This is a genomic window from Vibrio sp. Y10_XG_PY6 (genome assembly GCF_024181795.1).
In the GTDB taxonomy this organism is placed as follows: domain Bacteria; phylum Pseudomonadota; class Gammaproteobacteria; order Enterobacterales; family Vibrionaceae; genus Vibrio; species Vibrio diabolicus.
This window is the reverse complement of record NZ_JAMZAQ010000003.1, coordinates 383,964-410,505: the sequence shown is the minus strand read 5'-3', so window position 1 is coordinate 410,505 and position 26,542 is coordinate 383,964. Positions and strand designations below refer to the sequence as shown.

Below are 26,542 nucleotides of genomic sequence, written 5' to 3'. Positions count from 1 at the left end.
TTAAAGCTTTTCTGCAATTCTTAGCACAGAGCTGCGCGAACGAGGGTTCATTTCAATTTCTTGTTTGCTTGGCTTAATCGCTTTGCTCACCGCTTTCATATTCGCACTACCAAGAGCACGAATTTGCTCTTCAGTCATTGGAATGCCGTGTGGCACTTCAGGTCCTTTGCTCTCTTTACGGATAAAACGTTTGACCATACGGTCTTCCAGAGAGTGGAAACTGATGACAGATAAACGACCTTCAGGAGCCAGAATGCTTGCCGCACCTTTTAGTGCCGTATCAATTTCTTCTAACTCACTGTTGATGTAAATACGAAATGCCTGGAACGCACGAGTCGCAGGGTGTTTTTTCTCTTTAAAGCTTTTGGGTGCAGCATCTGAGATCAGCTTCGCGAGCTGGCCAGTACGTACCAGTGGTTCATTTTCTTCGTCTTCACGGTAGGCAACAATCGCTTTGGCAATGCGGCGCGCGTGTTTGTCTTCACCAAACTCACGAATCACCCAAGTAATATCATCTAAGTCAGCTTCCATTAGCCATTGAGATACGGGAATACCTGATGTTGGGTCCATACGCATATCTAGCGGGCCGTCTTTCATAAAGCTAAAGCCACGCTCTGCGTCGTCTAACTGCGGAGAAGAAACACCTAAATCCAGTAGAACGCCATCAACTTTGCCAACCAAGTCATACTCTTTAGCATACTCAGCAATGCCAGAAAATGGACCATGAATGATGGTGAAGCGAGGATCATTGATTTTGCCTGCTTCAGCTATCGCTTGAGGGTCACGATCGATACTGTACAGTCGGCCGTTTTCTCCGAGTTTAGATAGAATAGTCCGGCTGTGACCGCCACGGCCAAATGTTCCATCGATATAGATACCGTCTGGTTTGATAGCTAAGCCATCAATGGATTCATTTAATAACACGGAAATATGTTGGAAGGTTTCGGTCATAGCTTTCTCGTTGAATGATCTTGAAGCGATTTTAAGATATGTTGCTCTCTCATGCTGAATATTTATAGCAAAAGATCAACCTACCATAGTGTACTGATTTCCCACATCATCGCCACCTCAAGTCTAAAGTCAGACGTGATTTAACGCCAAGTTTATTGGTAATGACAGGGTTTGCGTCAATAAAATGCAAAAAACCCATCACTACAAAAAGTAGTGATGGGTCTCGAATAGTTGGAGTCGACACATAAGCCGGGTTCTGTTCCGCTTGCGCGGCGGTAGCCATTCGTCTAGGCCAGCAATCGCTCACTGGCTCAAGCAACCTACCCGCCTCCTTACGCGAGCAACGCAATGTGGAGGCCTATTTGGTCTTGCTCCGGGTGGAGTTTACCCTGCAACGAACTATTGCTAGTCGTCCGGTGCGCTCTTACCGCACCCTTTCACCCTTACCTGTGCCCTAGAGCCATCGGCGGTCTTCTCTCTGCTGCACTTGTCGTAGGCTTACGCCTCCCAGGCGTTACCTGGCACCCTGCTCTATGGAGCCCGGACTTTCCTCCCCTTTACCAGTCTCCCGAAGGACGTCAACGTCAGTCTCCCAAAGGACTTCAACGTCAGTCTCCCGAAGGACATCAGTAAAGCAGCGACTACCCAGTCAACTCCGAGGGCGGATTGTATAGAGTTATCTACTCAGAGTCTAGTGAGATCACAGATATGATGAAATGAATGCATTGAGTGGTGTTTTTTTGACCTAACCATCAAACATTGAGCCTAAAAAAGGCCGATATTTTCACATCGACCCGCTTTACCATGTGTCTCGTTAGCAGTGCTTAGTCTAAGTTTTCTAAGCCCCACTTATACAACGCATTCTTCTTCAAGTTATGAATTTCTGCCACCAAAGCCGCTGCTTTTTTCAAAGGCAGCTCTTTGGTTAAAATCCCTAATGTACGCAAGGCATCATCTGGCAATGAATCGTCCGCGGTTTCGCGGTGACCATGTACCAATAATACCATTTCGCCACGCTGTTGGTTATCGTCACTTTTCACCCACTCAATTAACTCACCTAATGGCATACCTTGAATGGTTTCAAAGGTTTTCGTTAGTTCTCTCGCCAACACGACTTCTCTATCTGGGCCAAGAACGTCTAACATGTCTTGTAGAGAGTCCAAAATACGGTGCGGTGACTCGTAAAAAATACACGTACGCTCTACCGAAGCAATCTCTAGGAATTTATCCTTACGGCCTTTGCTTTTCGGTGGTAAAAAGCCTTCGAAGCTAAAGCGATCGGATGGCAAGCCTGATGCACTTAACGCCGTAATGACCGCGCAAGCACCAGGAAGCGGCACAACTCTAACGCCCGCTTGACGACATTTTGTCACCAAATGGTATCCTGGGTCGCTGATAAGTGGCGTACCAGCGTCAGAAACTAACGCGATAGACTGACCGGAAAGCAGCTTTTCTATCAAAACCTGTGCTTTTTGCTGTTCATTGTGATCATGCAGAGCAAAAGTTTTGGTTTGAATATTGAAGTGAGACAGTAATTTACCCGTATGTCGAGTATCCTCAGCAGCAATGATGTCCACCGTCGACAGAATTTCGATAGCACGTTGGGTGATATCCGCTAAATTTCCGATTGGAGTCGGTACGATATAGAGAGTTGGCCCCTCATTCGGCAACTTATTTTTATCTGTCATTTGTTTACCATCACTTCAACGATTAATATAGAGACAATTTTGTACAAAATTATAGAGAACTCACGGCAATGATTAACCATAAGAGACTCAGTGTACCACGCATACTTACTCCTGTTGCACTAGCAATTACGCTCGCCGCCTGTTCTTCAGGTCCAAGACAGCCTGATGGCGTTGATGTAACACTTGAGCCTACTCAGTCTGTTCAGAACTATATGATCCAAGCTGATAGCACGGAAGGCAGTTTACAAAATGACTGGTTGATCATGGCAACCAAAGCCGCTATTCAAGCGAACCAGTTTGATCAAGCAGAACTGTTGATCAAACGTCTGGCTCGACAACAGTTGACCGAAGTTCAGCAAGCGGAGTGGCAACTGGCGCGTGCGACCATACAGCAAAAGCAAGGTAATTACTCGCAGTTGCTGCAATTGTTAAACTTTAAACCTTGGTGGAAATTGCCAAACGAGCAATGGAAAGACTATTACTTGATGCGTGCCGACGCTTATCAAGGCCTCAACCAAGCGTTTGAAGCAAACCGCCAGCTGGTTGCATTTGGTCAATACGCCTCGTCAGCAGAGCAGAGGGAAATCTCTAGCCGTATTTGGATGAACTTTGGCAGCTACTCAGAATATGAACTCACCTCATTAGAAACAGAGCCGAATGAGGATGTTCTAGACGGCTGGCTTCAGCTGGCTGTTTATGCAAAAACGCTATCGGGCAACCTGTCCCAACTTAAAAATACGCTAGAGCGCTGGTTAAGCGAAAACCCTTCGCACCCAGCTGCTATCTATACACCAGAAGAGATTCAAAACATTCTCTCTCTTGATATCGTGAAGCCAAACAATACTGCTTTATTGCTGCCGCTGACGGGTAAGTTCTCGCCACAAGCGCAATTAATTCGTGATGGTTTTGTGTTTGCGATGATGAATGATCGTAATCGAGATCCTAGTGCAACACTTACGGTGATTGACACCAATGCGTATAACGCTGACCAAATTAAACAACGCTTGATCAATGAAAACATCGATTTTGTTGTTGGCCCTCTAGAAAAAGAGAACGTGGAGTTGTTGCACACAACCATGGATGGCTCAGCAAATGGCCCTACCATTCCAGCCCTTGCGCTAAATATCCCCGAGGATGTGCAACCAGATAGCAATATTTGCTACTTGGCATTATCACCGGAACAAGAAGCCGCACAAGCTGCAAAGCACTTGTTCAGCGAAGGCTACAACTTCCCTCTTATTCTTGCACCAAAAGGCAGCTTTGGAGAGCGTGTAACTGAGGCTTTCAACAAAGAATGGCGAAAGTACAGCTCTAACAAAGTCGCAGCAAGTTACTTTGGTGACAAGCGCCAACTTCAAAAAGACATCAATGAAGTATTTGGCCTGCAAGAGAGCAAGCAGCGTATCGCCCAGATGCAATCATTAATGCGAATTAAGCTTGAAACACAGCCACGTAGCCGTCGTGATGTTGACGCGGTTTATATCGTAGCTAGAAGCACTGAGCTGACTTTGATCAAGCCGTTTATCGAAGTAGCGATTAACCCTGATGCGAAAGCACCACAAATCTTCTCTAGTTCGCGTAGCAACAGTGGCGGCGCGACATACGAAGATCTAACAGGCATCATCTACAGCGACATTCCATTGCTGATTGACCCAGATCCTAGCGTAACCGCTGAAATGAACGAGCTTTGGTCAGAGCAATCTAACATGGAAAAACGTTTGAAAGCACTCGGTATGGATGCATATAAATTGATCGGTGAACTTCCACAAATGAAGGTCGTTCCTGGTTACTCAGTCGGTGGCCAAACCGGTATTTTAAGTATCGACAACAACTGTGTTGTACAGCGTGAATTGAGCTGGGCTGAGCGTGGGGCTCTTTAGTAAGCGCCAAATCGGAAATCAATATGAAGCTCTGGCGAAGCACTATTTGCAACGCCAGGGCTTGCGCTTTATTGAACAAAATTTCCTGACCAAGGTCGGTGAGATTGATTTAATCTTCCAACAAGGTGAAACTATCGTGTTTGTTGAAGTCAAATATCGTAAGAACGATCACTTTGGCTCAGCAGCAGAAATGGTAACGCACGCAAAAATGCGCAAGCTAATCAAAACTGCACAAGTTTGGCTTAGCCAACAAAAGCGCTTAAAACACAATATCGATTATCGGTTTGATGTCATCGCTATTCATGACAATGGGCGAGATATCAACTGGATAGAAAACGCAATCTCTGAAGGATAAGCGATGCTAGACAGCATTAAAGACAGCTTTACAGAAAGTATTCAAATTCAAATCGCAGCAGCAGAGGCGCTGCCCGATGCCATTACTCACGCGGCCCAAGCGATGGTCTCAAGCTTGCTCAATGGCAACAAAATTTTATGTTGTGGTAATGGCGGCAGTGCTTCAAACGCTCAACAATTTGTTTCTTGTCTTTTAAACCGTTTTGAAACTGAGCGCCCTAGCCTGCCTGCAATGGCCTTAACAGCCGATAATACAACCCTGACCGCTGTTGCAAACGACTACCACTACCAGGAAATTTTCTCAAAACAGGTACGAGCGTTTGGCCAGCCAGGCGACATTCTGCTTGCCATGTCGACTAGCGGTAACAGCAAAAATATTATCAAAGCGATGGAAGCGGCCGTAACTCGAGACATGACGATTATCGCGCTAACAGGCAAAGATGGCGGTGAGATGGCAGGACTGCTTGGTGAGAACGACGTCGAAATTCGCATTCCATCACACCGCACTGCACGTATTCACGAAGTACATATGGTGACACTCCATTGTCTTTGTGATCTTATTGACCAGGTGCTTTTCCCTGCTCATGAAGAGTAACCAAGACTGAGGGTCAGAATTATGATACGTAGCCTCGTTATCTTATTAACAGCATTGAGTTTAAGTGGTTGCGCTGGCTTGTTTATCGCTGGCGCTGCAACCACAGCAAATATTGTCACGGACACACGCAGTACAAAACAAATTTGGCAGGACAACAACATCGAATTCGAAGTTGCGGCGATCGGGAATAAGGCGCCGTTTAAAGGTGAGGTTCGTGTGGTTGCCAGCTCCTATAACGGTACGGTTGTTCTTATGGGTCAGGCTCCAACGCAAGACCTTATCCATGCTTTAGAGCGAAGAGCTCGAGAAGTTAGTGGTGTGAAAGTCATACACAATCAAATCAAACAAAAAGAGCCACTCACTGTCACTCAAATTAGCAACGACAGCTGGATCACAACCAAAGTAAAATCAGCCTTGCTTACCGACTCTGAGCTCAATGGCGTTAAGGTTAAAGTGATCACTGAAGACGGCGACGTTTTTCTGTTTGGTTATGTCACACCAGAGCAAGGCGAGCGAGCGACAGAAATCGCGCGTAATATCTCTGGCGTAAAACAAGTCATTAAAGGGTTCCAATATGGCGAAATGGAACCTGTTGAAGTGGACTTACCGAGTGACGGTGTACAAACAATAGAAAGTCAGACAAACGCGGAAAATGAAGCCAACGTCGAAGCATTTACGATTGAGTAATTGCGAAACATCACTTGAAAACACGTCAAGACACTAAAAAGAAAAAAAGCAGCGTTACGCTGCTTTTTTATTATTTAATCACTCTTAAGCTTGGTTTGCCTTTTGGTCGAGGAGCATCGTCCTCTTCGGCATCCGAATCAGAGGCTAACTCAGAAGGCTCATCGCTAACCGTTGTAAACGATGGAGATGATTCTTCCTCGGTCATCGCTTCTTCTTCGATGTGAGTGTACGCTTCTTCTGGTTCAAACATAGTACCAGCACCATTCTCACGCGCATAAATAGCTTGGACAGCATACACAGGCACAATTACTGAGTGTGGACGGCCGCTAAAGCGAGCATGGAAGGTAATCGCATCATTACCTAACTCAAGATTACCCACCGCACGTGGTGCAATATTCAAAATAATTTGACCATCTTGAATAAACTCAACCGGTACACGTACGCCCGGCATCGTTGCATCCACCACCAAGTGAGGAGTCAAGTCATTGTCTACTAGCCAATCGTAAAATGCACGAAGCATATACGGACGGCGAGCAGTCATTTTTGCAATATCCATAACGTGTTTAAAATCGCTTAGCGAACTAGGCGCATTTCACGTTCAGCTTCAGTTAGGGAAGCAAGGAACGAATCACGTTCAAATACGCGGTTCATGTACACCTTGATTTCTTTTGAACCAGGGCCAACCAGATCGATACCAAGTTGAGGCAAACGCCACAATAATGGAGCCAGGTAACAATCGATCAAGCTGAATTCTTCGCTCATGAAGTACTCATATTCAGCAAAAATTGGCGCTAACGTCAGAAGATCATTACGCAGCTTTGTGCGTGCTTTTTCTGATTCTTCCGCATTACCTTTCATCACTTTTTCAGCGAGTGAATACCAGTTGCGTTCGATACGGTACATCATCAAGCGGCTGTTGCCGCGAGCAACAGGGTAAACCGGCATTAGAGGTGGATGAGGGAAACGCTCGTCCAAGTACTCCATGATGATTTTTGAATCGTAAAGAGCTAGCTCACGGTCAACAAGAGTTGGCACTGATTTATATGGGTTTAGCTCAACAAGCTCAGCAGGAAGGTTTGCTTCATCAACAAGCTCAACTTCAACACTTACGCCTTTTTCAGCTAGTACAATGCGAACCTGATGGCTATACAAATCTGATGCACTTGAGAAAAGAGTCATCACAGAACGTTTATTGGCAGCTACAGCCATGGAGCCCTCCAGTACACTTACAAATAAAAACAATGGAGGCTAAGCCTCCATTGTACATCAATTAAAATTGGGAATTAGCACGGTATTTTAGCACAATTAATGCACATCGCGCCAATACTCTTTCTTGAGCATCACGACAACGATGGTTAGAAGCACTAAGAAGCCCATTACCCACCAACCTAAAGCATGACGCTCAAGCTGCACTGGGTCACCTGAATAAACCAAGAAGTTCACTAGGTCACCAACCGCTTTGTCGTATTCGCCCTCGCTCAGCTCACCCGTACCGTCTGTTTCAGTACCAACAACAACTTGTACTTCTTCGCCATCTACGATTTTCGTATCGTAAATCGGCGTCGGGATACCTTGTAGCTCTTCGAGCACATGTGGCATACCAACACTCGGGAAGACAATGTTGTTCACGCCGAATGGACGAGATGGATCAACATAGAAAGAGCGTAAGTAAGTGTATAACCAATCAGCACCACGAACTCGTGCAACCAACGTAAGATCTGGTGGTGGAGCACCAAACCAGTTTGCCGCTTGCTTCGGTGGCATTGCATTGACCATTAGATCACCGATTTTCGCTTCAGGATTGAAAATCAGGTTTTCTTTCATTAAGTCTGTTGGAATTTCCAAGTCTGTTGCTACACGCTCATAACGCTGATACTGCGTTGAGTGACAAGCAAAACAGTAGTTCATGAACAACTTCGCACCGTTTTGTAGCGAAGCTTTATCCGTTAGGTCAACATTCGCTTTATCAAGCGGAACGTTAGCCCCCGCTGCCATCGCTAGTGATGGCAACATAGCAAATAGAATTACAATCCACTTCTTCATTTGAATGTCACCCTCTCTGGTAATGGTTTGGTTGCTTCATTTTTGCTGTAGAAGAACAGCAACACAAAGAACATGAAGTAACACAAGCTAAAGATCTGAGATAGTAGTGTGTACGTTGGTGTTGCAGGTAACGCACCTAAAATACCCAGAGCGATAAAGGCGATAGTGAACTGTACAATATTCAACAGATGAAGTTTGCTACGGTAACGGTATGAACGAACTTTACAACGATCCAACCAAGGTAGAACAAACAGCACTGCAATTGACGCACCCATTAGGATAACACCTAATAGTTTGTCTGGAACCGCACGTAAAATTGCGTAAAACGGCGTGAAGTACCATACCGGAGCAATGTGCTCTGGTGTCTTCAGTGGGTTGGCCGCTTCAAAGTTAGGCGGTTCAAGGAAGTATCCTCCCATTTCTGGGTTAAAGAACAGCACGTAACAGAAGAAGAACAAGAAACCAGCCACACCAACTAAGTCCTTAACCGTACCGTATGGGTGGAAAGGAATAGAGTCGATAATGTCGTATTTCTTCGTGTAGTAATCGTGGAACTTGAACTGTGTCTTGTAATCATCGCCCATTGAACCTTTTGGTAGCTTAGTTTCGATACCATCAGGGTTGTTTGAGCCGACTTCGTGCAGCGCCAATACGTGCAGAACCACAAGAAGAAGCAGAACGATAGGCAGTGCAATAACGTGTAGTGCGAAGAAACGGTTTAACGTTGCACCAGAGATGATGTAGTCACCACGGATCCAAAGCGTTAGATCATCACCGATAACAGGAATCGCACCAAACAAAGAAATGATTACCTGCGCACCCCAGTATGACATCTGACCCCATGGCAATAGGTAACCCATGAATGCTTCAGCCATTAGAACGAGGAAGATCAACATACCGAAGATCCACAGTAGTTCACGAGGTTTTTGGTATGAGCCGTAGATCAGGCCACGGAACATGTGCAAGTACACAACAACGAAAAACGCAGATGCGCCAGTTGAGTGCATGTAACGTAAAAGCCAACCGTACTCTACATCACGCATGATGTACTCGATAGAAGCAAACGCACCGTCACCAGAAGGAACGTAGTTCATCGTTAGCCAAATACCCGTTAGGATTTGGTTAACCAGAACCAGCATCGCCAGAGAACCGAAAAGGTACCAAAAGTTGAAGTTCTTAGGCATTGGGTATTCAGACAAATGCTTTTTATAAGCATTCATTGCAGGAATACGCTTTTCAACCCAGTCTAACATTGCTTGCATTATGCATCCCCCTCATCAACACCCACAATGAGCTTGGTGTCGCTCAAATACATGTGCTTAGGAACGACAAGGTTCAATGGTGCAGGTACCCCTTGGAACACTCGACCAGCCATATCGAACTTAGAACCATGACAAGGACAGAAGAAGCCAGATCTTACGCCCTGGACCTGCTCTGAGAAAGAGTCTGGTAGATAGGTTGGTGAACAACCTAGGTGAGTACAGAAACCAACAGCGACAAAAAACTCTTCCTTAATCGAACGAAACTCATTCTGAGCGTACTCAGGCTGCTGTTCCATTTCAGATTGCGGATCACGAAGCTTATCGCCGATCGTTTTTAAGTTATCTAGAACGCTTTGAGTGCGGCGAACAATCCATACAGGTTTCCCCTGCCACTCGACACGAACCAGCTGACCTGGTTCAATTTTACTTATATCCACTTCCACCGGAGCACCTGCCGCTTTGGCTTTAGCACTCGGATTCCATGATTTGATAAAAGGCACGGCGACGGCGACTGCCCCTAATCCACCAACAACTGCCGTTGTAGCGGTTAGAAAACGCCTGCGACCGTTATTTAAAGGCGCGTTGCTCATCCAAACATTCTCCCATTTGCTCCCTTTGGATCGTTATTATTCCGCTTATAAGAGCATGGCTAACAAATAATGAATTTAGTTCTATTTATTGGAGGGAAATGATAAAGAAAACCCTACTTTTTGACAAGATAAAGCTACCTTTTTGTAACATTTGTGAGGCAAATCGCTCGCGTCGTCACAAAAGCGGCAGAATTATAAAAAATTGATGTGATTTGTAACAAGAAAGCACAACATGGAAGTTCTGCTGAAAGCTATTCAAACCTTTTATCTTGGTAGTTTTCAGTTAATTACACAGCAAAATATTTCTTAGTGCGCATTCAACTTACGTTGTTTGTATTTTCACTTTTGTAGCACGCCGCATACGCAAAAAAGACGAGTAGGCATTTTAAAACATGTTGCAGGGATATTAAGACGTAAAGGCACCCACAGCAGATAAATAAGCTTATAACGTATGGTAAGGAAGAAGCCTTACTCTGAACCTAGTTATAAGTGAATACAAATGGATATTGATAGGCTGGTATAAAAACAAAAAAGCCCGGCATAGAGCCGAGCTTTTGGTACACAGTTTCCAGAGTAACTCTGAAAAGCAGAATTTCCAATAAGAGGAAATTAACGCTTAGAGAACTGTGGACGACGACGTGCTTTACGTAGACCAACTTTCTTACGTTCAACGCAACGAGCGTCACGAGTAACGTAGCCAGCTGCGCGTAGAGCAGGACGTAGAGACTCATCGTATTCCATAAGCGCGCGAGTGATACCGTGACGGATAGCACCAGCTTGACCAGAAATACCGCCGCCTTTAACTGTTACGTAAAGGTCTAGCTTTTCAGTTAGTTCAACAAGTTCTAGAGGTTGTTGTACAACCATGCGAGCTGTTGGACGACCGAAGTATTCGTCAAGGTTACGCTTGTTTACTACAATGTTGCCGCTGCCTGGTTTAATAAAAACACGTGCAGCTGAGCTTTTGCGACGGCCAGTGCCGTAGTATTGATTCTCTGCCATTTTCGAAATCCCCAATTAGATGTCTAGTACTTGTGGTTGTTGAGCAACATGGTTGTGCTCAGCGCCTGCGTAAACTTTAAGCTTACGGTACATAGCACGGCCTAGAGGACCACGTGGAAGCATGCCTTTAACTGCAAGCTCAAGAACCATCTCAGGTTTACGATCGATCAACTTTTCAAAAGTGATAGATTTTAGACCACCTGGGAACTCAGAGTGACGGTAGTACACTTTGTTCTTAGCTTTGTTACCAGTTACAGCAACTTTCTCAGCGTTGATAACGATGATGTAGTCACCAGCGTCAACGTGAGGAGTGTATTCAGCTTTATGTTTGCCACGTAGGCGAGATGCAATTTCACTTGCTAGACGACCAAGAGTTTTACCTTCAGCGTCTACAACGTACCAGTCGCGTTTTACAGTTTCTGGTTTAGCAACGAAAGTTTTCATGCTAATAATAACCCGTTAATTAAAATTTAAACTTTAAGGAACACCGTTCTGGTGCTCCCACACTGTCTAAGAGCCCAGTCATCACCCCTTCGAGTCGTTGGTACTCTCGACCTTCAATTTCGAAATAACTTCGATAATCCGGTCTGCAGTAACGGTGGGTCGCAGGATTATAGAGAAGAGCGAAGAAAAAATCACCTTTTTTTGCGCCAAATCACTAATTTTTTCTTCACTTTTTAAGAACACACTAGATTTAGGCCAAATGCTCACGCGCGAGGTACTCATGACTTTGCATCTCAGTGAGCCGAGACAAACAGCGCTTAAATTCAAACTCGAGCTGCCCCTCAGTATATAAGTCTTCCATTGGCACTTCAGCAGAAATAATCAACTTCACATTGCGCTCGTAAAACTCATCGACCAGTGCGATAAAACGCCTCGCAGCGTCATCTATTTTTCGGTTCATCTGTTGAACGTCCGCCAATAATACCGTGTGATAAATTCGGGACAGCTCAATGTAGTCATTTTGACTGCGAGCGGTTTGGCATAACTGAGCAAACGACGCATGCAGAACCCCATCACTCGCTTCAATTACCTCAAGCTGACGGTGATTAACTTCGATTTGATGAGCGACGATCTGACGTTCGCCCGTCAGCTGCTGATAATACTTGTTGAGATTAATGTTGGCCTGTTCATCAAGTGGATAATGGTATATTTCGGCCTGTTCAAGCGTTCTTAAGCGATAATCAACGCCACTATCAACATTCAACACGTCACAGCGTGCCAAAATCATATCAATTGCAGGCAAAAAGCGCGCTCTTTGTAAGCCATTACGATATAAGTTCTGCGGTTCGATGTTTGAAGTCGCGACTAGGATCATCTGCCGCTTGAACATCTCTTGGAGTAACGTTGCAAGGATCATCGCATCCGTAATGTCAGAGACAAAAAATTCATCAAAGCAAACCACATCCGCTTCTTCTTTGAATTTATCCGCTACTTTTGCTAGCGGATTTTCGACATCACCTAACAGCTTCAACTCATCATGTACTCGATACATGAAGCGGTGAAAGTGTACGCGCATTTTTCTTTGGGTTGGTAAAGCATCAAAAAACGCATCCATGAGGTACGTTTTACCGCGTCCGACTCCTCCCCAAAAGTAAAGACCTTTTGGGGGTTCAGGCATGTCGATTTTTTTCCCCATGATCTTTTGCCATTTGGAAAGCTGGGGCACAGGAGCTGACTGAAATTCAACGATAGCATGGTAAAGCTTATCTAATGCAACGACCGCTTGATACTGAGCTTCATCACGCTGAAACCCGTGTTCTGCTATGTCTTTTTGATATTGTTGTAGTGGTGTCATCGTATTAAGTCGTATAGAGGTACTGGGAAAAGGGTTACCTCGGGGTCAACTTTGAGAATAGAGAGAAGTAGTTATCAGTCCCCGAAGACATACTGCTATTTTTCTTTATCGGCTGTTCAAGCCATAGTAACATGGACTAGCACCGCGTGTAACTAAGTAGTAAAAGACTTGTTAAAAACAACTATAAGGAGCAGTTATGCCTTGGATTTATGCCATTGTGGGTTTGCTGGTCGGTACAATCGTAGGCGTAGTCATTAGTAGACTAACCACCCCTGAATACAAGAAACAAAAGTCTGTGCAGAAAGAACTTGAAGCGGCCAAGTTTGAACTAGAGCAACAACGTCAAGAGCTCGTCGATCATTTTGCACAAACCGCAGAGATGTTGAATACACTAGGTAAAGATTACACCAAGCTGTACCAACATATGGCTAAGACCTCTTCTGAGCTTTTGCCAAACTTGCCAGAGCAAGACAACCCGTTTGATAAGAAAACGGCAATGTCTTCTGAAGCTATTGCAGAAGATCAACCAGAGTTTAACGAACAGCCAAAAGACTACGCCAATGGCGCAACGGGTCTTTTAAAGGATCAAGAGAAAGAAATCATTAATGCTCCCGAAGCGGTAACCGCAAAAGCATCATAACCTTCTCTTACCTCTACCTACTAGGGCCGATACATTTGTATCGGCCCTTTTTTGAACTTTTTCTTCTTACCTTTGCTCTAATTTGGATGTGAACTGCCTCCCCCTTTGATTATCCGAACTAGGCCCTATATTAGTTATTAACAAAGTGAACTAACCGTTCGGATATTTCTTTTTGGCAGACATGTTTCAAGAGGAGTTATTGGATGAAAAAACCACTGCTTGCGCTCACCGTTCTATCTCTGAGTTTGGGCTCTATTATTGCGCCAGTTCAAGCCACCGCCGCATTACCTTTAAATGTGGATGGCCAACAGTTACCTAGCTTGGCGCCCATGCTTGAGAAAGTAACCCCTGCTGTTGTGAGTATTGCTGTAGAAGGCAAACAAGTACAAACCAGCCGTATTCCCGAACAATTTCAATTCTTCTTTGGACCGGACTTTCCGATGGAGCAAAGGCGCGAGCGCCCGTTCAGAGGTTTAGGTTCTGGTGTCATTATTGATGCGAAAAAAGGGCATATCGTCACTAACTACCACGTAATCAAGGGCGCGGATGAGATTCGAGTTCGCCTCTATGATGGTCGCGAGTATGACGCTACGCTCGTTGGCGGAGATGAGATGGCCGATGTTGCGTTGCTTAAATTAGAAAAAGCGAAAAACTTAACGCAAATTAAAGTCGCAGATTCCGACAAACTTCGCGTAGGTGACTTTACGGTTGCGATTGGTAACCCATTCGGACTCGGTCAAACCGTGACGTCGGGCATCGTCTCAGCGTTAGGCCGTAGTGGCTTAAACGTTGAAAACTTCGAAAACTTCATCCAAACCGATGCCGCAATTAACAGCGGTAACTCTGGTGGTGCATTGGTCAACCTTAATGGTGAGCTGATCGGTATTAATACTGCGATTTTAGGCCCTAACGGCGGTAACGTGGGGATTGGCTTTGCGATTCCGTCCAACATGATGAAAAACCTCACCGAGCAAATTCTAGAGTTTGGTGAAGTCAAACGCGGCATGTTGGGTGTACAGGGCGGTGAAGTAACCTCTGAGCTGGCTGATGCATTGGGTTACGAGTCGAGTAAAGGGGCCTTTATTGGCCAAGTCGTACCAGACAGCGCAGCCGATAAAGCTGGATTGAAAGCCGGTGATGTAATTGTATCGGTAAACGGCAAAGAGATTAATACTTTCTCAGAGCTCCGCGCAAAAGTGGCAACGCTGGGCGCAGGAAAAGAAATCACATTAGGTGTGGTTCGAGATGGTAAGAATAAAACCTTTGATGTAACGCTTGGCGAATCTACAAATATGAAAGCCAAAGCCGAAACATTACACGAAGGGCTCAAGGGTGCGGAATTAAGCAATACGACACCAAGTGATGCAATTCAAGGCGTTAAAGTATCGAGCGTTGCAGATAACTCTCCGGCCGCTCAATATCAATTACAACAAGGAGACATCATTATCGGTGTGAACCGCCAGCGCGTGAAAAACCTTGCTGAGCTTCGTGCAATCGTGGATAAACACAAAGGCGTATTGGCTCTGAATATTCAGCGTGGCGAACGTACTATTTATCTTGTTATTCGTTAGTCACTTTCAAAGTGATAGGAAATAAGATTTTCGATGTATAGCACCGAGTAATAAGCCTCGAATACTTTTCCTTATCGCTCAATAGCTAATGAAAAGGGCAGCACGATTCCGTGCTGCCCTTTTGTTATTTTTCAATGTAATGCTATTCTTCATCTTCTATGCCATTTTGGCGCTCATGCATGGAGAGGATATGCTCAGCTTTTTATTACGTTCTGTCTTTTTAGGCTTGGCTACTGCCGCAGTGGTATTACTGGCGGTGCCATCTTTGCGCCACAACGTAATTCCTGCCGCGCTAGATCCGCAACCTGTTAATATCGCGTCCGTTGAGTTGACATTTAATCAGGCGGTGCGAAGAGCAGCACCTGCCGTAGTAAACATCTACAGCCGTAAATATGTTGAAAATGATCGCAGTAAACTCTCGACTCAAGGTCTGGGTTCAGGTGTCATTGTCAGTGAGAAAGGCTACATCATTACCAACTACCACGTGGTTGCTCAAGCAGACCAAATTGTTGTCGCATTACAAGACGGTAGAGCCGCGGCAGCTCAGCTAGTTGGCACGGATAAACGCACAGATATTGCCGTACTGCGTGTCGAAGGTTCGAACTTACCTGTTATCCCTCTGAACTCTAATTACAAGCCACAAGTGGGTGATGTGGTCCTAGCCATCGGCAACCCATACAACCTTGGTCAAACCACAACGTTCGGCATTATTTCAGCAACAGGACGCTCATCTATTAGCGACGGTCGCCAAGCATTTATTCAAACCGATGCCGCCATCAATGAGGGCAACTCTGGCGGTGCTCTAGTGAACACACAAGGTGAGCTCGTCGGCATCAATACCGCCTCTTTCCAACAAGCGACTGATTTAGAAACTTACGGTATTTCCTTTGCGATCCCTGCGCCACTAGCCAGCAAGATCATGCAGAAAATCATCGCTGATGGTCGCGTGATTCGTGGTTATATTGGAATCGACGGCCAAGACATTAATGCGGTCACTGCTCGCCTACTTGGAAATGAACACATAGGTGGTATTGTCGTGCTTGGTATTGATCCAAATGGTCCAGCCAATGCGGCAGGCTTCCAAAAGCAGGACATCATTATCAGTATTGATGGCAATAAAGTGCAAGGGCGTCAGAGCGTGATGGATATCGTCACCGATTTACGTCCTGGCACCACCGTGGACGTCGGCATCATTCGCAAAGGAAAAGAGATGAGCTTGAAAGTCACGATTGCTGAAGACAAGCAAGAAGCATAAAAAATCCCAGCCATTGGCTGGGATTTTTATTTGTGCGTTACTCGCTATAGCTCGGTGTTTCCGTCGTATCGGAATCATCCAGCTCAACTTCAATGCGAGTGACTCGCTGCAAACCTCTTGGTAATAACCCACCTCGGCGACCACGTTCGCCACGGAAGTTATCAAGGTCAGACGGTTTAAGACCCAACTTTCGCTTACCCGCGTACAGCGTTAACGATGCACCTTTTGGTAAAGACATTAAGTGAGATAGTACTTCTTCTCGCTCTTTTGCTTTAGCAGCAGGAATGTTGATGATCTTATTCCCTTTACCTTTCGCCAGTTGTGGCAGGTCTTTGATTGGGAACAGCAGCATGCGACCTTGGTTAGTGATTGCTAAGATTTCATCAGAATCTAAATCTTCAATCGCTTTTGGCGTCATGACCTCAGAGTTAGCCGGCAAAGTGACCAGCGCTTTACCACTGCGGTTTTTAGACAGCAAGTCAGCGCCTTTACATACAAAGCCGTAACCTGCATCAGAGCCCACCAGCCACAGCTGATCTTCTTCACTCATGATCACTTGGCGAATACTGCTACCAGCCGTAATATTCAAACGACCGGTAATCGGCTCACCTTGACTACGAGCAGAAGGCAGCGAGTGCGATTCCAGAGAGTAACTTCGACCGTCACTACCTAGGAATACCGCAGGCTGATTACTCTTACCTCGCGCGTGCGCTAAGTATTTATCACCCGACTTATAGTTCAAGCCTTCTGCATCTACGTCATGGCCTTTCGCGTGACGAATCCAACCTTTCTCAGAAAGCACAACCGTGATTGGTTCGCTTGGAACAAGATCACGTTCAGTAAGCGCTTTTGCTTCTGCACGCTCAACCAATGGGGATCGACGGTCATCACCGTATTTCTCTGCGTCTGCTTTGATTTCTTTTTTCAGTAGTGTGTTTAGACGACGCTCAGAACCGAGCAGCTGTTCTAGCTTCTCACGCTCTTTCTCTAGCTCGTCTTGCTCACCACGAATCTTCATCTCTTCTAGTTTGGCTAAGTGACGAAGTTTGGTGTCTAGAATCGCATCCGCTTGGATATCGGTAATACCAAAACGTGCCATCAATACCGCTTTAGGATCATCTTCAGTACGGATGATCTCAATCACTTCATCTAGGTTTAGGTAAGCAACCAACAAACCTTCCAAAATGTGTAAGCGAGCCATGACTTTGTCTAGGCGGTGTTGTAGACGGCGACGTACGGTCGTGCGACGGAACTCAATCCACTCTGACAGAATTTGCACCAGACCTTTAACTTGAGGACGATTATCCAAACCAATCATGTTCAAGTTAACGCGGTAGCTGCGCTCAAGATCCGTTGATGCGAACAAGTGGTTCATCAACAAATCACAGTCGACGCGGTTTGACTTAGGTACCACAACGATACGCGTTGGGTTCTCGTGATCCGACTCGTCACGAAGATCGTCAACCATTGGTAGCTTCTTCGCACGCATCTGGTTGGCGATTTGCTCAAGCAGTTTTGCACCCGATACTTGGTGTGGCAGAGAGGTGATAACGATATCAGAACCTTCTTTGTGCCACACCGCGCGCATCTTGATGCTGCCGCGACCGTTGCGGTAAATCTTCTCAATATCCGCTTGCGGCGAGATGATTTCTGCTTCTGTTGGGTAATCCGGACCTTTAACATACTGCATCACGTCCGGCAGTTCTGCTTTCGGGTTGTCGATCAAATGAATAGTCGCATCTGCGATTTCACGAACGTTATGCGGTGGGATATCTGTTGCCATACCAACCGCAATACCGGTTACACCGTTAAGCAGGATATGAGGCAGACGTGCTGGCAACATTTGTGGCTCTTTCATTGTGCCATCAAAGTTAGGTTGCCATTCAACCGTACCCTGGCCCAGTTCGCCCAGCAATACTTCAGCAAACTTAGACAGTTTTGCTTCGGTATAACGCATTGCCGCAAATGATTTCGGATCATCTGGCGCACCCCAGTTACCTTGACCATCCACTAATGGATAGCGGTAAGAGAATGGCTGAGCCATCAATACCATCGCTTCGTAACACGCTGAATCACCGTGCGGATGGTATTTACCTAGTACGTCACCAACGGTACGTGCAGATTTTTTGTATTTTGCTGATGCAGAGAGACCAAGCTCTGACATCGCATAAATGATGCGTCGTTGAACCGGCTTTAAGCCATCACCAATGTATGGCAAGGCGCGGTCCATGATTACGTACATCGAGTAGTTCAGATAAGCGTCTTCAGTGAACTTGCGCATTGGCAATTGTTCGACGCCATCGTAGGTAATTTCTGTAGACATCCGTTACACCTCTGCCAAGTCGCCGTTGTTTTGTAGCCAAGAACGACGGTCATCTGCACGCTTTTTGCCCAGCAGCATGTCCATCATTTCCATGGTCGCCGTAGAGTCGTCAATGGTTAACTGCACTAAGCGACGCGTGTTCGGATCCATGGTGGTTTCACGCAACTGAAGTGGGTTCATCTCACCCAGACCTTTGAATCGTTGCACGTTGATTTTGGCTTTCTTCTTCGACAAGCGCTCTAAAATGCCATCTTTTTCATCGTCATCGAGGGCGTAGAACACTTCTTTCCCGCAGTCGATTCGATACAGAGGCGGCATCGCCACATAGATATGACCCGCTTCAACCAGTGCACGGAAGTGACGAGTGAACAGTGCACAAAGCAGCGTTGCGATGTGAAGACCATCCGAATCCGCATCGGCAAGGATACAGATCTTACCGTAACGAAGACCATCAAGATTATCGCTGTCAGGATCAATCCCCAAAGCCACTGAAATATCGTGTACTTCTTGAGACGCAAGAACTTGATCGGCAGAGACTTCCCACGTGTTCAAGATCTTACCACGCAGTGGCATCACGGCTTGGAATTCACGGTCACGTGCCTGTTTTGCCGAGCCACCCGCGGAGTCACCCTCCACAAAGAAGATTTCAGTGCGACTTAAGTCCTGTGCTGAACAGTCGGTCAACTTGCCTGGCAGTGCCGGGCCGGACGCCACTTTCTTACGTACGACTTTTTTCGCTGCACGCATACGACGGTGCGCGTTAGCGATACAGACTTCTGCCAATTGCTCTGCTAGCTGAGGCTTTTCGTTCAACCAAAGACTGAACGCATCTTTTACGACACCTGAGACAAATGCCGCAGTTTGACGAGAAGACAGACGTTCTTTGGTCTGGCCTGCAAATTGCGGATCTTGAATTTTAACCGACAACACGTAAGAACAGCGGTCGAAAACGTCATCACCCGTTAGCTTAACGCCACGAGGTAATAGATTACGGAACTCACAGAATTCGCGCATCGCTTCTAACAAGCCTTGGCGTAGACCATTAACGTGCGTACCACCTTGAGCGGTTGGGATCAGGTTAACGTAGCTTTCGGTGATCATCTCACCACCTTCTGGCTGCCAAATTACCGCCCAGTTTGCCGCTTCGGTATCCGCCAAGAACTCACCAGTAAATGGTTCTTCAGGAATAACTGGGTAGCCTTTTACGCCTTCCGCAAGATAGTCTTTAAGACCGTCTTCGTAGTACCACTTATAGTCTTTACCATTAACTTTGTCGGTTAATGTAATTTCTAAACCCGGACACAAAACCGCTTTTGCGCGCAGATTATTGACTAGGCGCGTAACAGAGAAGTTAGCCGAATCGAAGTACTTCGCATCAGGCCAGAAATGCACGCTGGTACCGCGATTGCGACGACCACACGTGCCGGTTACGGTCAGGTCAGAGACTTTATCACCGTGCTCAAATGCAATTTCATACACTTGGCCATCACGACGAACGGTTACTTCAACGCGTTTTGACAACGCGTTTACTACCGAAATACCTACCCCGTGCAAACCACCAGAGAATTGGTAGTTTTTGTTAGAGAACTTACCACCTGCGTGCAGCTTGCATAGGATTAACTCTACGCCTGACACTTTCTCTTCTGGGTGGATATCAACAGGCATGCCTCGACCATCATCGATCACTTCTAGTGATTGGTCGGCATGTAGGATGACTTGTACTTTTGAGGCATGTCCGGCTAGCGCTTCATCGACACTGTTGTCGATAACTTCTTGGCCCAAATGGTTTGGGCGCGCTGTATCCGTATACATCCCTGGTCGGCGACGTACTGGCTCTAAGCCATTCAGTACTTCAATGGCACCAGCATTATATTGTTCAGTCATAATACGGAATTATTCTCAAAGTTTACTTGTTACCTGAATATCACCAATGGGTGAACCCATACTCAGGAAACGAAAAAGCCACCCTGTTCACATCACTAAGTGCTTGTAAACATGATGCATAACAAAGTAGCCAGGGTCCTCGACCCTTAAGATCTTTTGGCAAAACATAGTCGGAAAGCATACCGCCCATGTCAAGAAACGGTTGGATATATCAATAAAAACTATGAGCCTTTTCCAATCGCTTTCGAATTACAGTTCTAGAAATTCGATAATCTGTGCAGGATAACGCTCAAAGCCTACAAAACTGTGATCACCGCCTTGTTCTACTGTTTGCTTAGCGTCTGCAAACTTATCTACCGCTTGTCGATAGTCTAAAACCTCATCTTCTGTCTGCTGTAACAACCAGAAAGAATGTGGCGACGCGATGCTTTGTACATCAAGAGCTTTTAACTCGTCAATATGACAAGCTTCAAGTGTATAGGTTTCGTGCGTATAAGGGTTAGTTTGCTCACCCAAATAATCTACTAACAACTCATAGGGCTTAACCGCGGGGTTGACCACAACCGCTTTAAATCCAAACTTGTCATTTAGCCACATTGACATAAAGCCGCCTAATGAGCTGCCCACCAGACCAATGTTATAGTCGTCTTTATATTGCTCGATGATATCCAACAACATTTTCGCCGCTTGTTGAGGATAACAAGGTACCTGGGGAACAATCACTTTGATATCAGGACGATGCAGCTCGCAGTATGCTCTTATCACATTGGCTTTCATTGAGAGTGGAGAACTGTTAAAGCCATGGATATACAGAAGAAGTGAAGGTTTACTCATAGATATCTCGCACAAAAAAGCGAGCCCGAACATAGAGCTCGGGCGCGTTAGTATCCGTTAGAAGAGAAGTCTGGTTGGAACTGGCCATCAGGAAGTCGGCCCACTTCAGTCGTAATATCACCACAAGCATGCAGCTGCAGTTCACGCCAACCAGGCGAAGTCGTATCGAGGGCAAAATCATCCGAGTTAGGCTTAAACTGAACACACGTCGAGGGTGTTGCCATCACTCGAATACCATTATGAAGCACATTCATGTCTTGATGAACATGTCCACAGAGAATGCCTTTCACGTTATCAAAACGATCGACAACGTGCCAGAACGCTTCGGCATCTTTTAAGGTATGTTGATCAAGCCACGCGCTTCCCACTAATAATGGATGGTGATGCAGCAACACAAGTGTGTGCCTTTCTGGGTGTTCTGCTAACTTTTCTTCGAGTAACGCTAACTGCTGATCACTCAAGCGTCCGTGGGGAACGCCAACAACTTGCGAGTCTAAAAGAACCAACTGCCAATGCGCGCCAAGCAATACATGTTCTGCCGCTTTGATTTGTTGCGAAGGTAATACACTGCCCATATTGGGCTTGTAGTCATGATTACCCGGCAGCCAAAAGCAGTCTTTCTCTAGCGGTTCAATGCCTTCGGCAAAGCGCTGGTAAGATTCTGCACTATGGTCTTGGGAAATGTCCCCTGTCGCCAAGATGTAATCAAACGTCACGTTGCGGCGTAAAACATCAGCAACAACAGCGTTAAAGCTATCGGCCGTTTTTACGCTCAGCAAACTTCCCTCATCGGCAGCAAACAGATGAGTATCCGTAATTTGTAAAAGTTTGATGCTGTCACTAGATGATTGCAAAATGAAAACCTGATTCGTCCACTATATCGTTATTTGTTATTTTCCTTTCGTGACGTGACGATCAATTGAAGGCAAGTGGTGTTCTACTGATACCACTTCGTAAACAAAACGTCAGCCATTCACCGAGGAATGTGTTTAGTTGATGCTTTTCATCTTTCTGCATCAGTTGGTCGTTGGGATAATCATACTTAGCTTTTATGCGAGAGAACTCTCCGCTTGAGCATACTTCGGCTACTCTCGCATCGTGATAAAGCCTGACAGACATCGTCGGTAAAGGAAACACTGGCGTTTCATCACTCTGACATATCTCAACAACTGTGGTGTATTTTGTGATTTCATTCACGGTCAGTTGGTAAACCATGTTCGCCGCTTGATAGCAGCGTACATCCCCAACTTCGGCAGAAGCAGGCAATAAGGCGTTCAATTTAGCGTAGTTGGTCTCATAGGTTCTCATTAGACCCGCTAAATCAACATGATACCTCTGTTTTTCAGCCACTTGTGCCATTACTTACTCTCCACCATTTGGGGTTGCCCCCACTGTGACTTCAACTCTTGATGGTTTAATTGCAACCATTGCAACGCAATAATCGACGCACCATTTTCAAATTTTCCGTCTTTCACCCATTGATATGCTTGCTCACGACTCAAAACATGTACGCGAATATCTTCATTCTCATAGTCTAAACCATGAATGCCGTGCGCTTTAGATGCGTCCACTTCACCAACAAATACGTCCAACTTTTCCGAGCAACCGCCAGCAGAAGGATAATAAGAGGTGACTGGCGCAACACGCCCCACTTGTATCCCCGCCTCTTCGACAGCTTCTCGGCGAATGACGGCTTCAGCTGATTCATCACGGTCAATCATACCCGCGACAATCTCTAGCTGCCATGGGTGTTGATGCTCTAAGGCTCCTACTCGAATCTGTTCAATGATAACCACTTGATCCGTATTTGGATCATAAGGAAGCATCGCTGCAGCATGACCACGCTCGAACATTTCTCGTTCGACAACCTCGCTCCAACCTCCAGCAAATAGCTTATGCTGAAAGCGATATTTCACCATTTTGAAAAAGCCTTCAAATAAGGTTTCTTTCGAGATGACTTTTACATCTTGCGAAGTAAAATCCTTTTGTTGTTTGTCACACTGTTGCATTCGACACCTCTCTGAGTGAATCTTGTAGTTTACTCATTGTTATTCGCTTGCTCAAAGGACTTGGCTCAACTTTTTGTACAATAGTTACAAATTAATTTAAGTCTTTGGTGAAAATTTATTGCACAACTGGATAATTACGTGTAAAAAAGTGCAAACTTTAGAGTAAATATCGTGCAAATTGAGTTAAACTACTGAGAATTAACCAATCTATTGACCGCGGGAATAGAAAATGAAAAAATTGCTTCCACTATTTATCAGTGCAGCGCTAGGTAGCATGAGTACGTCTGCGTTCGCAGACTCTTTGGCTGAAATCTACGACTTAGCAAAACAAAATGATCCACAATTGCTCAGTGTAGCAGCACAACGTGACCAAGCTTTCGAAGCAATCACCTCAAGCCGTAGTGCTCTATTACCACAAATTAACCTAACAGCAGGTTACAACTTAACTCGTGGCGATACTGAATACGACTCACTCGATGATGTATCAAACGATGCCAACGCTCTAACCGCTGGTGTTAGCTTTTCACAAGCACTTTACAACCGCGCATCTTGGATCTCGCTAGATACCGCTGAGAAAAGTGCTCGCCAAGCAGACGCAACTTACGCTGCGACTCAACAAGCACTAATTCTTCGTGTTTCACAAGCGTATTTTGAAGTTCTACGCGCACAAGACAACCTTGTCTTCGTCCGTGCAGAAAAAGCCGCAGTGGGTCGTCAACTAGAGCAAACAAAACAGCGTTTTGAAGTAGGTTTATCTGCGATCACTGACGTACACGACGCGCAAGCTCAGTACGACCAAGTACTGGCGGATGAAGTGTTAGCAGAAAACGCACTGACTAACAGCTACGAGTCATTACGTGAAATCACTGGTCAAGAGCACAAAGATCTCAACATCTTGGACACTCGCCGCTTCACTGCTAGCCCATCGACCGTGCCAGCTGAATCACTAATTGACGAAGCAAAAACCAAAAACCTGACCTTGCTATCTTCACGTATTCTTCAAGATATCGCACGTGACAATATTTCACTAGCAAGTTCTGGTCATCTACCAACGCTGTCTCTAGACGGTGGTTACAACTACGGTGATACGTCTCATAGCTCTCGTGACAACACCACAGACAACTTCAATATCGGTGTGAACCTTGCGGTGCCGCTATACACGGGTGGTAACGTCACCTCTCAAACCAAACAGGCTGAATACGCGTACGTGGCTGCAAGTGAAGATCTTGAAGCACAATACCGTAGCGTAGTAAAAGATGTTCGCGCACAAAACAACAACATTAACGCCTCTATCGGCGCACTACGTGCTTATGAGCAAGCCGTTATTTCTGCGCGCTCTGCACTAGAAGCAACAGAAGCAGGTTTTGATGTGGGTACTCGTACTATCGTTGACGTGCTAGACGCAACTCGTCGTCTATACGATGCGAATAAAAACCTATCGAACGCTCGTTACGACTACATCTTAAGTGTTCTTCAGCTACGCCAAGCCGTTGGTACGCTAAGCGAACAAGACATCTTAGACGTTGATGCAGGTTTGAAAGCAGCAAAATAATTGCTGACTGAATGCTTCAGTTCTCAATAAATAAAAACGCCAGTTGATTTATCAGCTGGCGTTTTTTATTGCTTGCAGTTAAGAGACGAAAGGTATCTCAGAACATCAAGTATCAAAAAGGCCGCACTTGGCGACCTTTTACAAACAAATAGCGTTTCAATGCCAACAAATCGTAGGCTTAGCCCTTACCACCTTTGATTGCATTGATGATTTCACTGGTTGAGCAACCATCCTCAAAGTTCAATACACGAACTTCGCCACCTGCAGCAATGACTTCTTTACCACCAGCAATCTCTTCTGGTTTGTAGTCACCACCTTTTACTAGCAAGCTTGGCAGAACTTCCGAGATCAAACGTTGCGGCGTATCTTCACTAAATGGTACTACCCAATCCACAGCGCCCAAACCTGCCAATACCGCCATACGGCGATCGGTTGGATTCACAGGACGACCAGGCCCTTTAAGACGCTTCACTGATTCATCGGTATTCACCGCAACAATCAGGCGATCACCAAGTTCTGCAGCGTGATTGAGGTAAGAAACATGCCCAGCGTGAAGAATATCAAAGCAGCCGTTTGTCATAACGACTTTCTCGCCACGTGCACGTGCTTTTTTCACTGCTTCAATCAGCGCTTTTTCTGAAATCACACCGTAATCCGTGTCTTGGCTGCCATGTACCGCTTCTGCCAGTTCAATTTCAGACAAGGTCGAGGTACCAAGCTTACCAACAACAACGCCTGCCGCAGCATTCGCTAGTGCACACGCTTCTTCGAAGGATTTGCCTGCGGCAACAGACGCTGCCAATACAGAAATCACCGTATCACCAGCACCTGTCACGTCGTAAACTTCTTTCGCTTGAGTCGGAAGGTGGAATGGCTCTTGACCACGGCGGATCAACGTCATGCCGTTTTCACTACGCGTAACCAGTAGCGCTTCAAAATCAAACTCTTCAACAAGCTGAAGTGCTTTTTCAACCAGCTCTTGGTCTGATTTTACTTTGCCAACGACATCTTCAAACTCTTTCATGTTTGGTGTTAAGAGTGTCGCGCCGCGGTAGCGTTCAAAATCCGCACCTTTAGGGTCAATGAAAACTGGAATGTGTGCTGCGCGCGCTTTTTGGATGTATGCCTGAACATGCTCTAACGAGCCTTTTGCGTAGTCAGACATAATCACGGCTTTAACGTTTGGCAGAGCGGCATCCATACGCGATAGCACAGGTGCAGAATCCGTGTTTTCAAATTTATCTTCGAAGTCGAGACGAATAAGCTGTTGTCCACGGCTCATTACGCGAAGCTTCGTGATCGTTGGGTAATCAGGCAGTGCAACGAAATCGCACTTCACATTGAGTGAGCTCAGCGTCTCCGTCAGCACTTTTGCAGGCTCATCTTCCCCTGTTAGACCAACAATGTGAGCATGGCCACCTAGTGATGCGATGTTCATCGCAACGTTCGCAGCACCACCAGGACGCTCTTCATTGTTTTCTACTTTTACAACAGGAACCGGCGCTTCAGGAGAAATGCGTCCGGTTGGGCCATACCAGTAACGATCTAGCATGACATCACCGATGATGAGCACACCAGCGCTGTTGTAATCAGGTAGAATTGGTTTCATTATTGGTCTCCAAAA

25 protein-coding genes and 1 other RNA gene are annotated in these 26,542 nt (G+C 45.8%); 8 read left to right on the top strand and 18 right to left on the bottom strand.

Annotation, left to right across the window (positions count from 1 at the left end):
* The 3 genes from rsmH to rsmI all read right to left on the bottom strand — a co-directional run bounded on the left by rsmH (position 1) and on the right by rsmI (position 2,639).
* Positions 1-951, bottom strand: a complete 951-nt coding sequence (gene rsmH / locus NL644_RS17995) for a 16S rRNA (cytosine(1402)-N(4))-methyltransferase RsmH (protein WP_005396452.1) — start codon at positions 949-951, stop codon at positions 1-3.
* A 229-nt stretch (positions 952-1,180) separates the two neighbouring features.
* Positions 1,181-1,608, bottom strand: an RNA gene (rnpB, locus tag NL644_RS17990) — RNase P RNA component class A.
* A 167-nt stretch (positions 1,609-1,775) separates the two neighbouring features.
* On the bottom strand, positions 1,776-2,639 hold the full coding sequence (gene rsmI, locus NL644_RS17985; protein WP_114323143.1) for a 16S rRNA (cytidine(1402)-2'-O)-methyltransferase: 864 nt from the start codon (positions 2,637-2,639) through the stop codon (positions 1,776-1,778).
* 68 nt (positions 2,640-2,707) lie between these two features.
* Between rsmI and NL644_RS17980 the strand changes: the two genes are divergently transcribed.
* Genes NL644_RS17980 through NL644_RS17965 form a run of 4 tightly spaced genes read left to right on the top strand, consistent with a single transcriptional unit; the run spans position 2,708 to position 6,155 of the window.
* On the top strand, positions 2,708-4,519 hold the full coding sequence (locus tag NL644_RS17980; protein WP_048626628.1) for a penicillin-binding protein activator: 1,812 nt from the start codon (positions 2,708-2,710) through the stop codon (positions 4,517-4,519).
* Positions 4,506-4,874, top strand: a complete 369-nt coding sequence (locus NL644_RS17975; protein WP_012842156.1) for a YraN family protein — start codon at positions 4,506-4,508, stop codon at positions 4,872-4,874. The genes NL644_RS17980 and NL644_RS17975 overlap by 14 nt, the downstream gene beginning before the upstream one ends.
* Positions 4,875-4,877: 3 nt before the next feature.
* Entirely contained in the window at positions 4,878-5,468 is a 591-nt protein-coding gene (locus NL644_RS17970; RefSeq protein ID WP_005372901.1) for a phosphoheptose isomerase, read from the top strand.
* Between the two features lie 21 nt (positions 5,469-5,489).
* Entirely contained in the window at positions 5,490-6,155 is a 666-nt protein-coding gene (locus tag NL644_RS17965; protein ID WP_114323142.1) for a BON domain-containing protein, read from the top strand.
* A 70-nt stretch (positions 6,156-6,225) separates the two neighbouring features.
* Here the strand turns inward: NL644_RS17965 and sspB are convergent, their stop codons facing one another.
* From sspB to zapE, 8 genes are all read right to left on the bottom strand, one after another.
* Positions 6,226-6,711 carry a ClpXP protease specificity-enhancing factor gene (sspB, locus tag NL644_RS17960; RefSeq protein WP_031780550.1) on the bottom strand — a complete coding sequence of 162 codons (486 nt, stop codon included), beginning with the start codon at positions 6,709-6,711 and terminating at the stop codon, positions 6,226-6,228.
* A 17-nt stretch (positions 6,712-6,728) separates the two neighbouring features.
* A complete protein-coding gene (sspA, locus tag NL644_RS17955) occupies positions 6,729-7,364 on the bottom strand; it encodes a stringent starvation protein SspA (RefSeq protein WP_005372897.1) in 636 nt (211 codons plus the stop codon).
* A 96-nt stretch (positions 7,365-7,460) separates the two neighbouring features.
* Complete coding sequence (locus tag NL644_RS17950; protein WP_005372881.1) at positions 7,461-8,198, bottom strand: cytochrome c1; 738 nt, start codon at positions 8,196-8,198, stop codon at positions 7,461-7,463.
* On the bottom strand, positions 8,195-9,460 hold the full coding sequence (locus NL644_RS17945) for a cytochrome bc complex cytochrome b subunit (RefSeq protein ID WP_005372880.1): 1,266 nt from the start codon (positions 9,458-9,460) through the stop codon (positions 8,195-8,197). Before NL644_RS17945 ends, NL644_RS17950 begins: the two co-directional genes overlap by 4 nt.
* On the bottom strand, positions 9,460-10,050 hold the full coding sequence (petA, locus tag NL644_RS17940) for a ubiquinol-cytochrome c reductase iron-sulfur subunit (protein WP_005396462.1): 591 nt from the start codon (positions 10,048-10,050) through the stop codon (positions 9,460-9,462). Before petA ends, NL644_RS17945 begins: the two co-directional genes overlap by 1 nt.
* 609 nt (positions 10,051-10,659) lie before the next feature.
* Positions 10,660-11,052 carry a 30S ribosomal protein S9 gene (gene rpsI, locus NL644_RS17935; protein ID WP_005372876.1) on the bottom strand — a complete coding sequence of 131 codons (393 nt, stop codon included), beginning with the start codon at positions 11,050-11,052 and terminating at the stop codon, positions 10,660-10,662.
* 15 nt (positions 11,053-11,067) lie between these two features.
* Positions 11,068-11,496 carry a 50S ribosomal protein L13 gene (gene rplM / locus NL644_RS17930; protein ID WP_012842158.1) on the bottom strand — a complete coding sequence of 143 codons (429 nt, stop codon included), beginning with the start codon at positions 11,494-11,496 and terminating at the stop codon, positions 11,068-11,070.
* Positions 11,497-11,746: 250 nt separating this feature from the next.
* Positions 11,747-12,850 carry a cell division protein ZapE gene (zapE, locus tag NL644_RS17925; protein ID WP_114323140.1) on the bottom strand — a complete coding sequence of 368 codons (1,104 nt, stop codon included), beginning with the start codon at positions 12,848-12,850 and terminating at the stop codon, positions 11,747-11,749.
* 196 nt (positions 12,851-13,046) lie between these two features.
* Here zapE and zapG point away from each other — a divergent pair, with 196 nt between their 5' ends.
* From zapG to degS, 3 genes are all read left to right on the top strand, one after another.
* Entirely contained in the window at positions 13,047-13,490 is a 444-nt protein-coding gene (gene zapG / locus NL644_RS17920; RefSeq protein WP_253658690.1) for a Z-ring associated protein ZapG, read from the top strand.
* 203 nt (positions 13,491-13,693) lie between these two features.
* On the top strand, positions 13,694-15,061 hold the full coding sequence (locus tag NL644_RS17915) for a Do family serine endopeptidase (protein WP_047009069.1): 1,368 nt from the start codon (positions 13,694-13,696) through the stop codon (positions 15,059-15,061).
* 190 nt (positions 15,062-15,251) lie between these two features.
* Positions 15,252-16,316 (top strand): outer membrane-stress sensor serine endopeptidase DegS, encoded by a 1,065-nt coding sequence (gene degS / locus NL644_RS17910; protein WP_046873999.1) that lies wholly within the window; start codon positions 15,252-15,254, stop codon positions 16,314-16,316.
* A gap of 37 nt (positions 16,317-16,353) precedes the next feature.
* Here the strand turns inward: degS and parC are convergent, their stop codons facing one another.
* The 6 genes from parC to nudF form a co-directional block, all read right to left on the bottom strand.
* Positions 16,354-18,639 (bottom strand): DNA topoisomerase IV subunit A, encoded by a 2,286-nt coding sequence (parC, locus tag NL644_RS17905; RefSeq protein WP_114323139.1) that lies wholly within the window; start codon positions 18,637-18,639, stop codon positions 16,354-16,356.
* A gap of 3 nt (positions 18,640-18,642) precedes the next feature.
* Positions 18,643-20,523, bottom strand: coding sequence for a DNA topoisomerase IV subunit B (gene parE / locus NL644_RS17900; protein WP_005395924.1), 1,881 nt, complete (start codon positions 20,521-20,523; stop codon positions 18,643-18,645).
* A gap of 249 nt (positions 20,524-20,772) precedes the next feature.
* Positions 20,773-21,357 carry an esterase YqiA gene (gene yqiA, locus NL644_RS17895; protein WP_114323138.1) on the bottom strand — a complete coding sequence of 195 codons (585 nt, stop codon included), beginning with the start codon at positions 21,355-21,357 and terminating at the stop codon, positions 20,773-20,775.
* Between the two features lie 47 nt (positions 21,358-21,404).
* Complete coding sequence (gene cpdA, locus NL644_RS17890) at positions 21,405-22,211, bottom strand: 3',5'-cyclic-AMP phosphodiesterase (protein ID WP_114323137.1); 807 nt, start codon at positions 22,209-22,211, stop codon at positions 21,405-21,407.
* Between the two features lie 61 nt (positions 22,212-22,272).
* The gene (locus tag NL644_RS17885) at positions 22,273-22,716 is read right to left on the bottom strand and encodes a DUF1249 family protein (RefSeq protein WP_005395930.1); all 444 of its coding nucleotides are present in this window, start codon (positions 22,714-22,716) and stop codon (positions 22,273-22,275) included.
* Complete coding sequence (gene nudF, locus NL644_RS17880; RefSeq protein ID WP_012842164.1) at positions 22,716-23,366, bottom strand: ADP-ribose diphosphatase; 651 nt, start codon at positions 23,364-23,366, stop codon at positions 22,716-22,718. The genes NL644_RS17885 and nudF overlap by 1 nt, the downstream gene beginning before the upstream one ends.
* Before the next feature lie 229 nt (positions 23,367-23,595).
* Between nudF and tolC the strand changes: the two genes are divergently transcribed.
* Positions 23,596-24,918, top strand: coding sequence for an outer membrane channel protein TolC (tolC, locus tag NL644_RS17875; RefSeq protein WP_085342792.1), 1,323 nt, complete (start codon positions 23,596-23,598; stop codon positions 24,916-24,918).
* Between the two features lie 178 nt (positions 24,919-25,096).
* Here tolC and hldE read toward each other — a convergent pair whose 3' ends face one another.
* The gene (gene hldE, locus NL644_RS17870) at positions 25,097-26,527 is read right to left on the bottom strand and encodes a bifunctional D-glycero-beta-D-manno-heptose-7-phosphate kinase/D-glycero-beta-D-manno-heptose 1-phosphate adenylyltransferase HldE (protein ID WP_114323136.1); all 1,431 of its coding nucleotides are present in this window, start codon (positions 26,525-26,527) and stop codon (positions 25,097-25,099) included.
* Positions 26,528-26,542 lie beyond the last annotated feature (15 nt).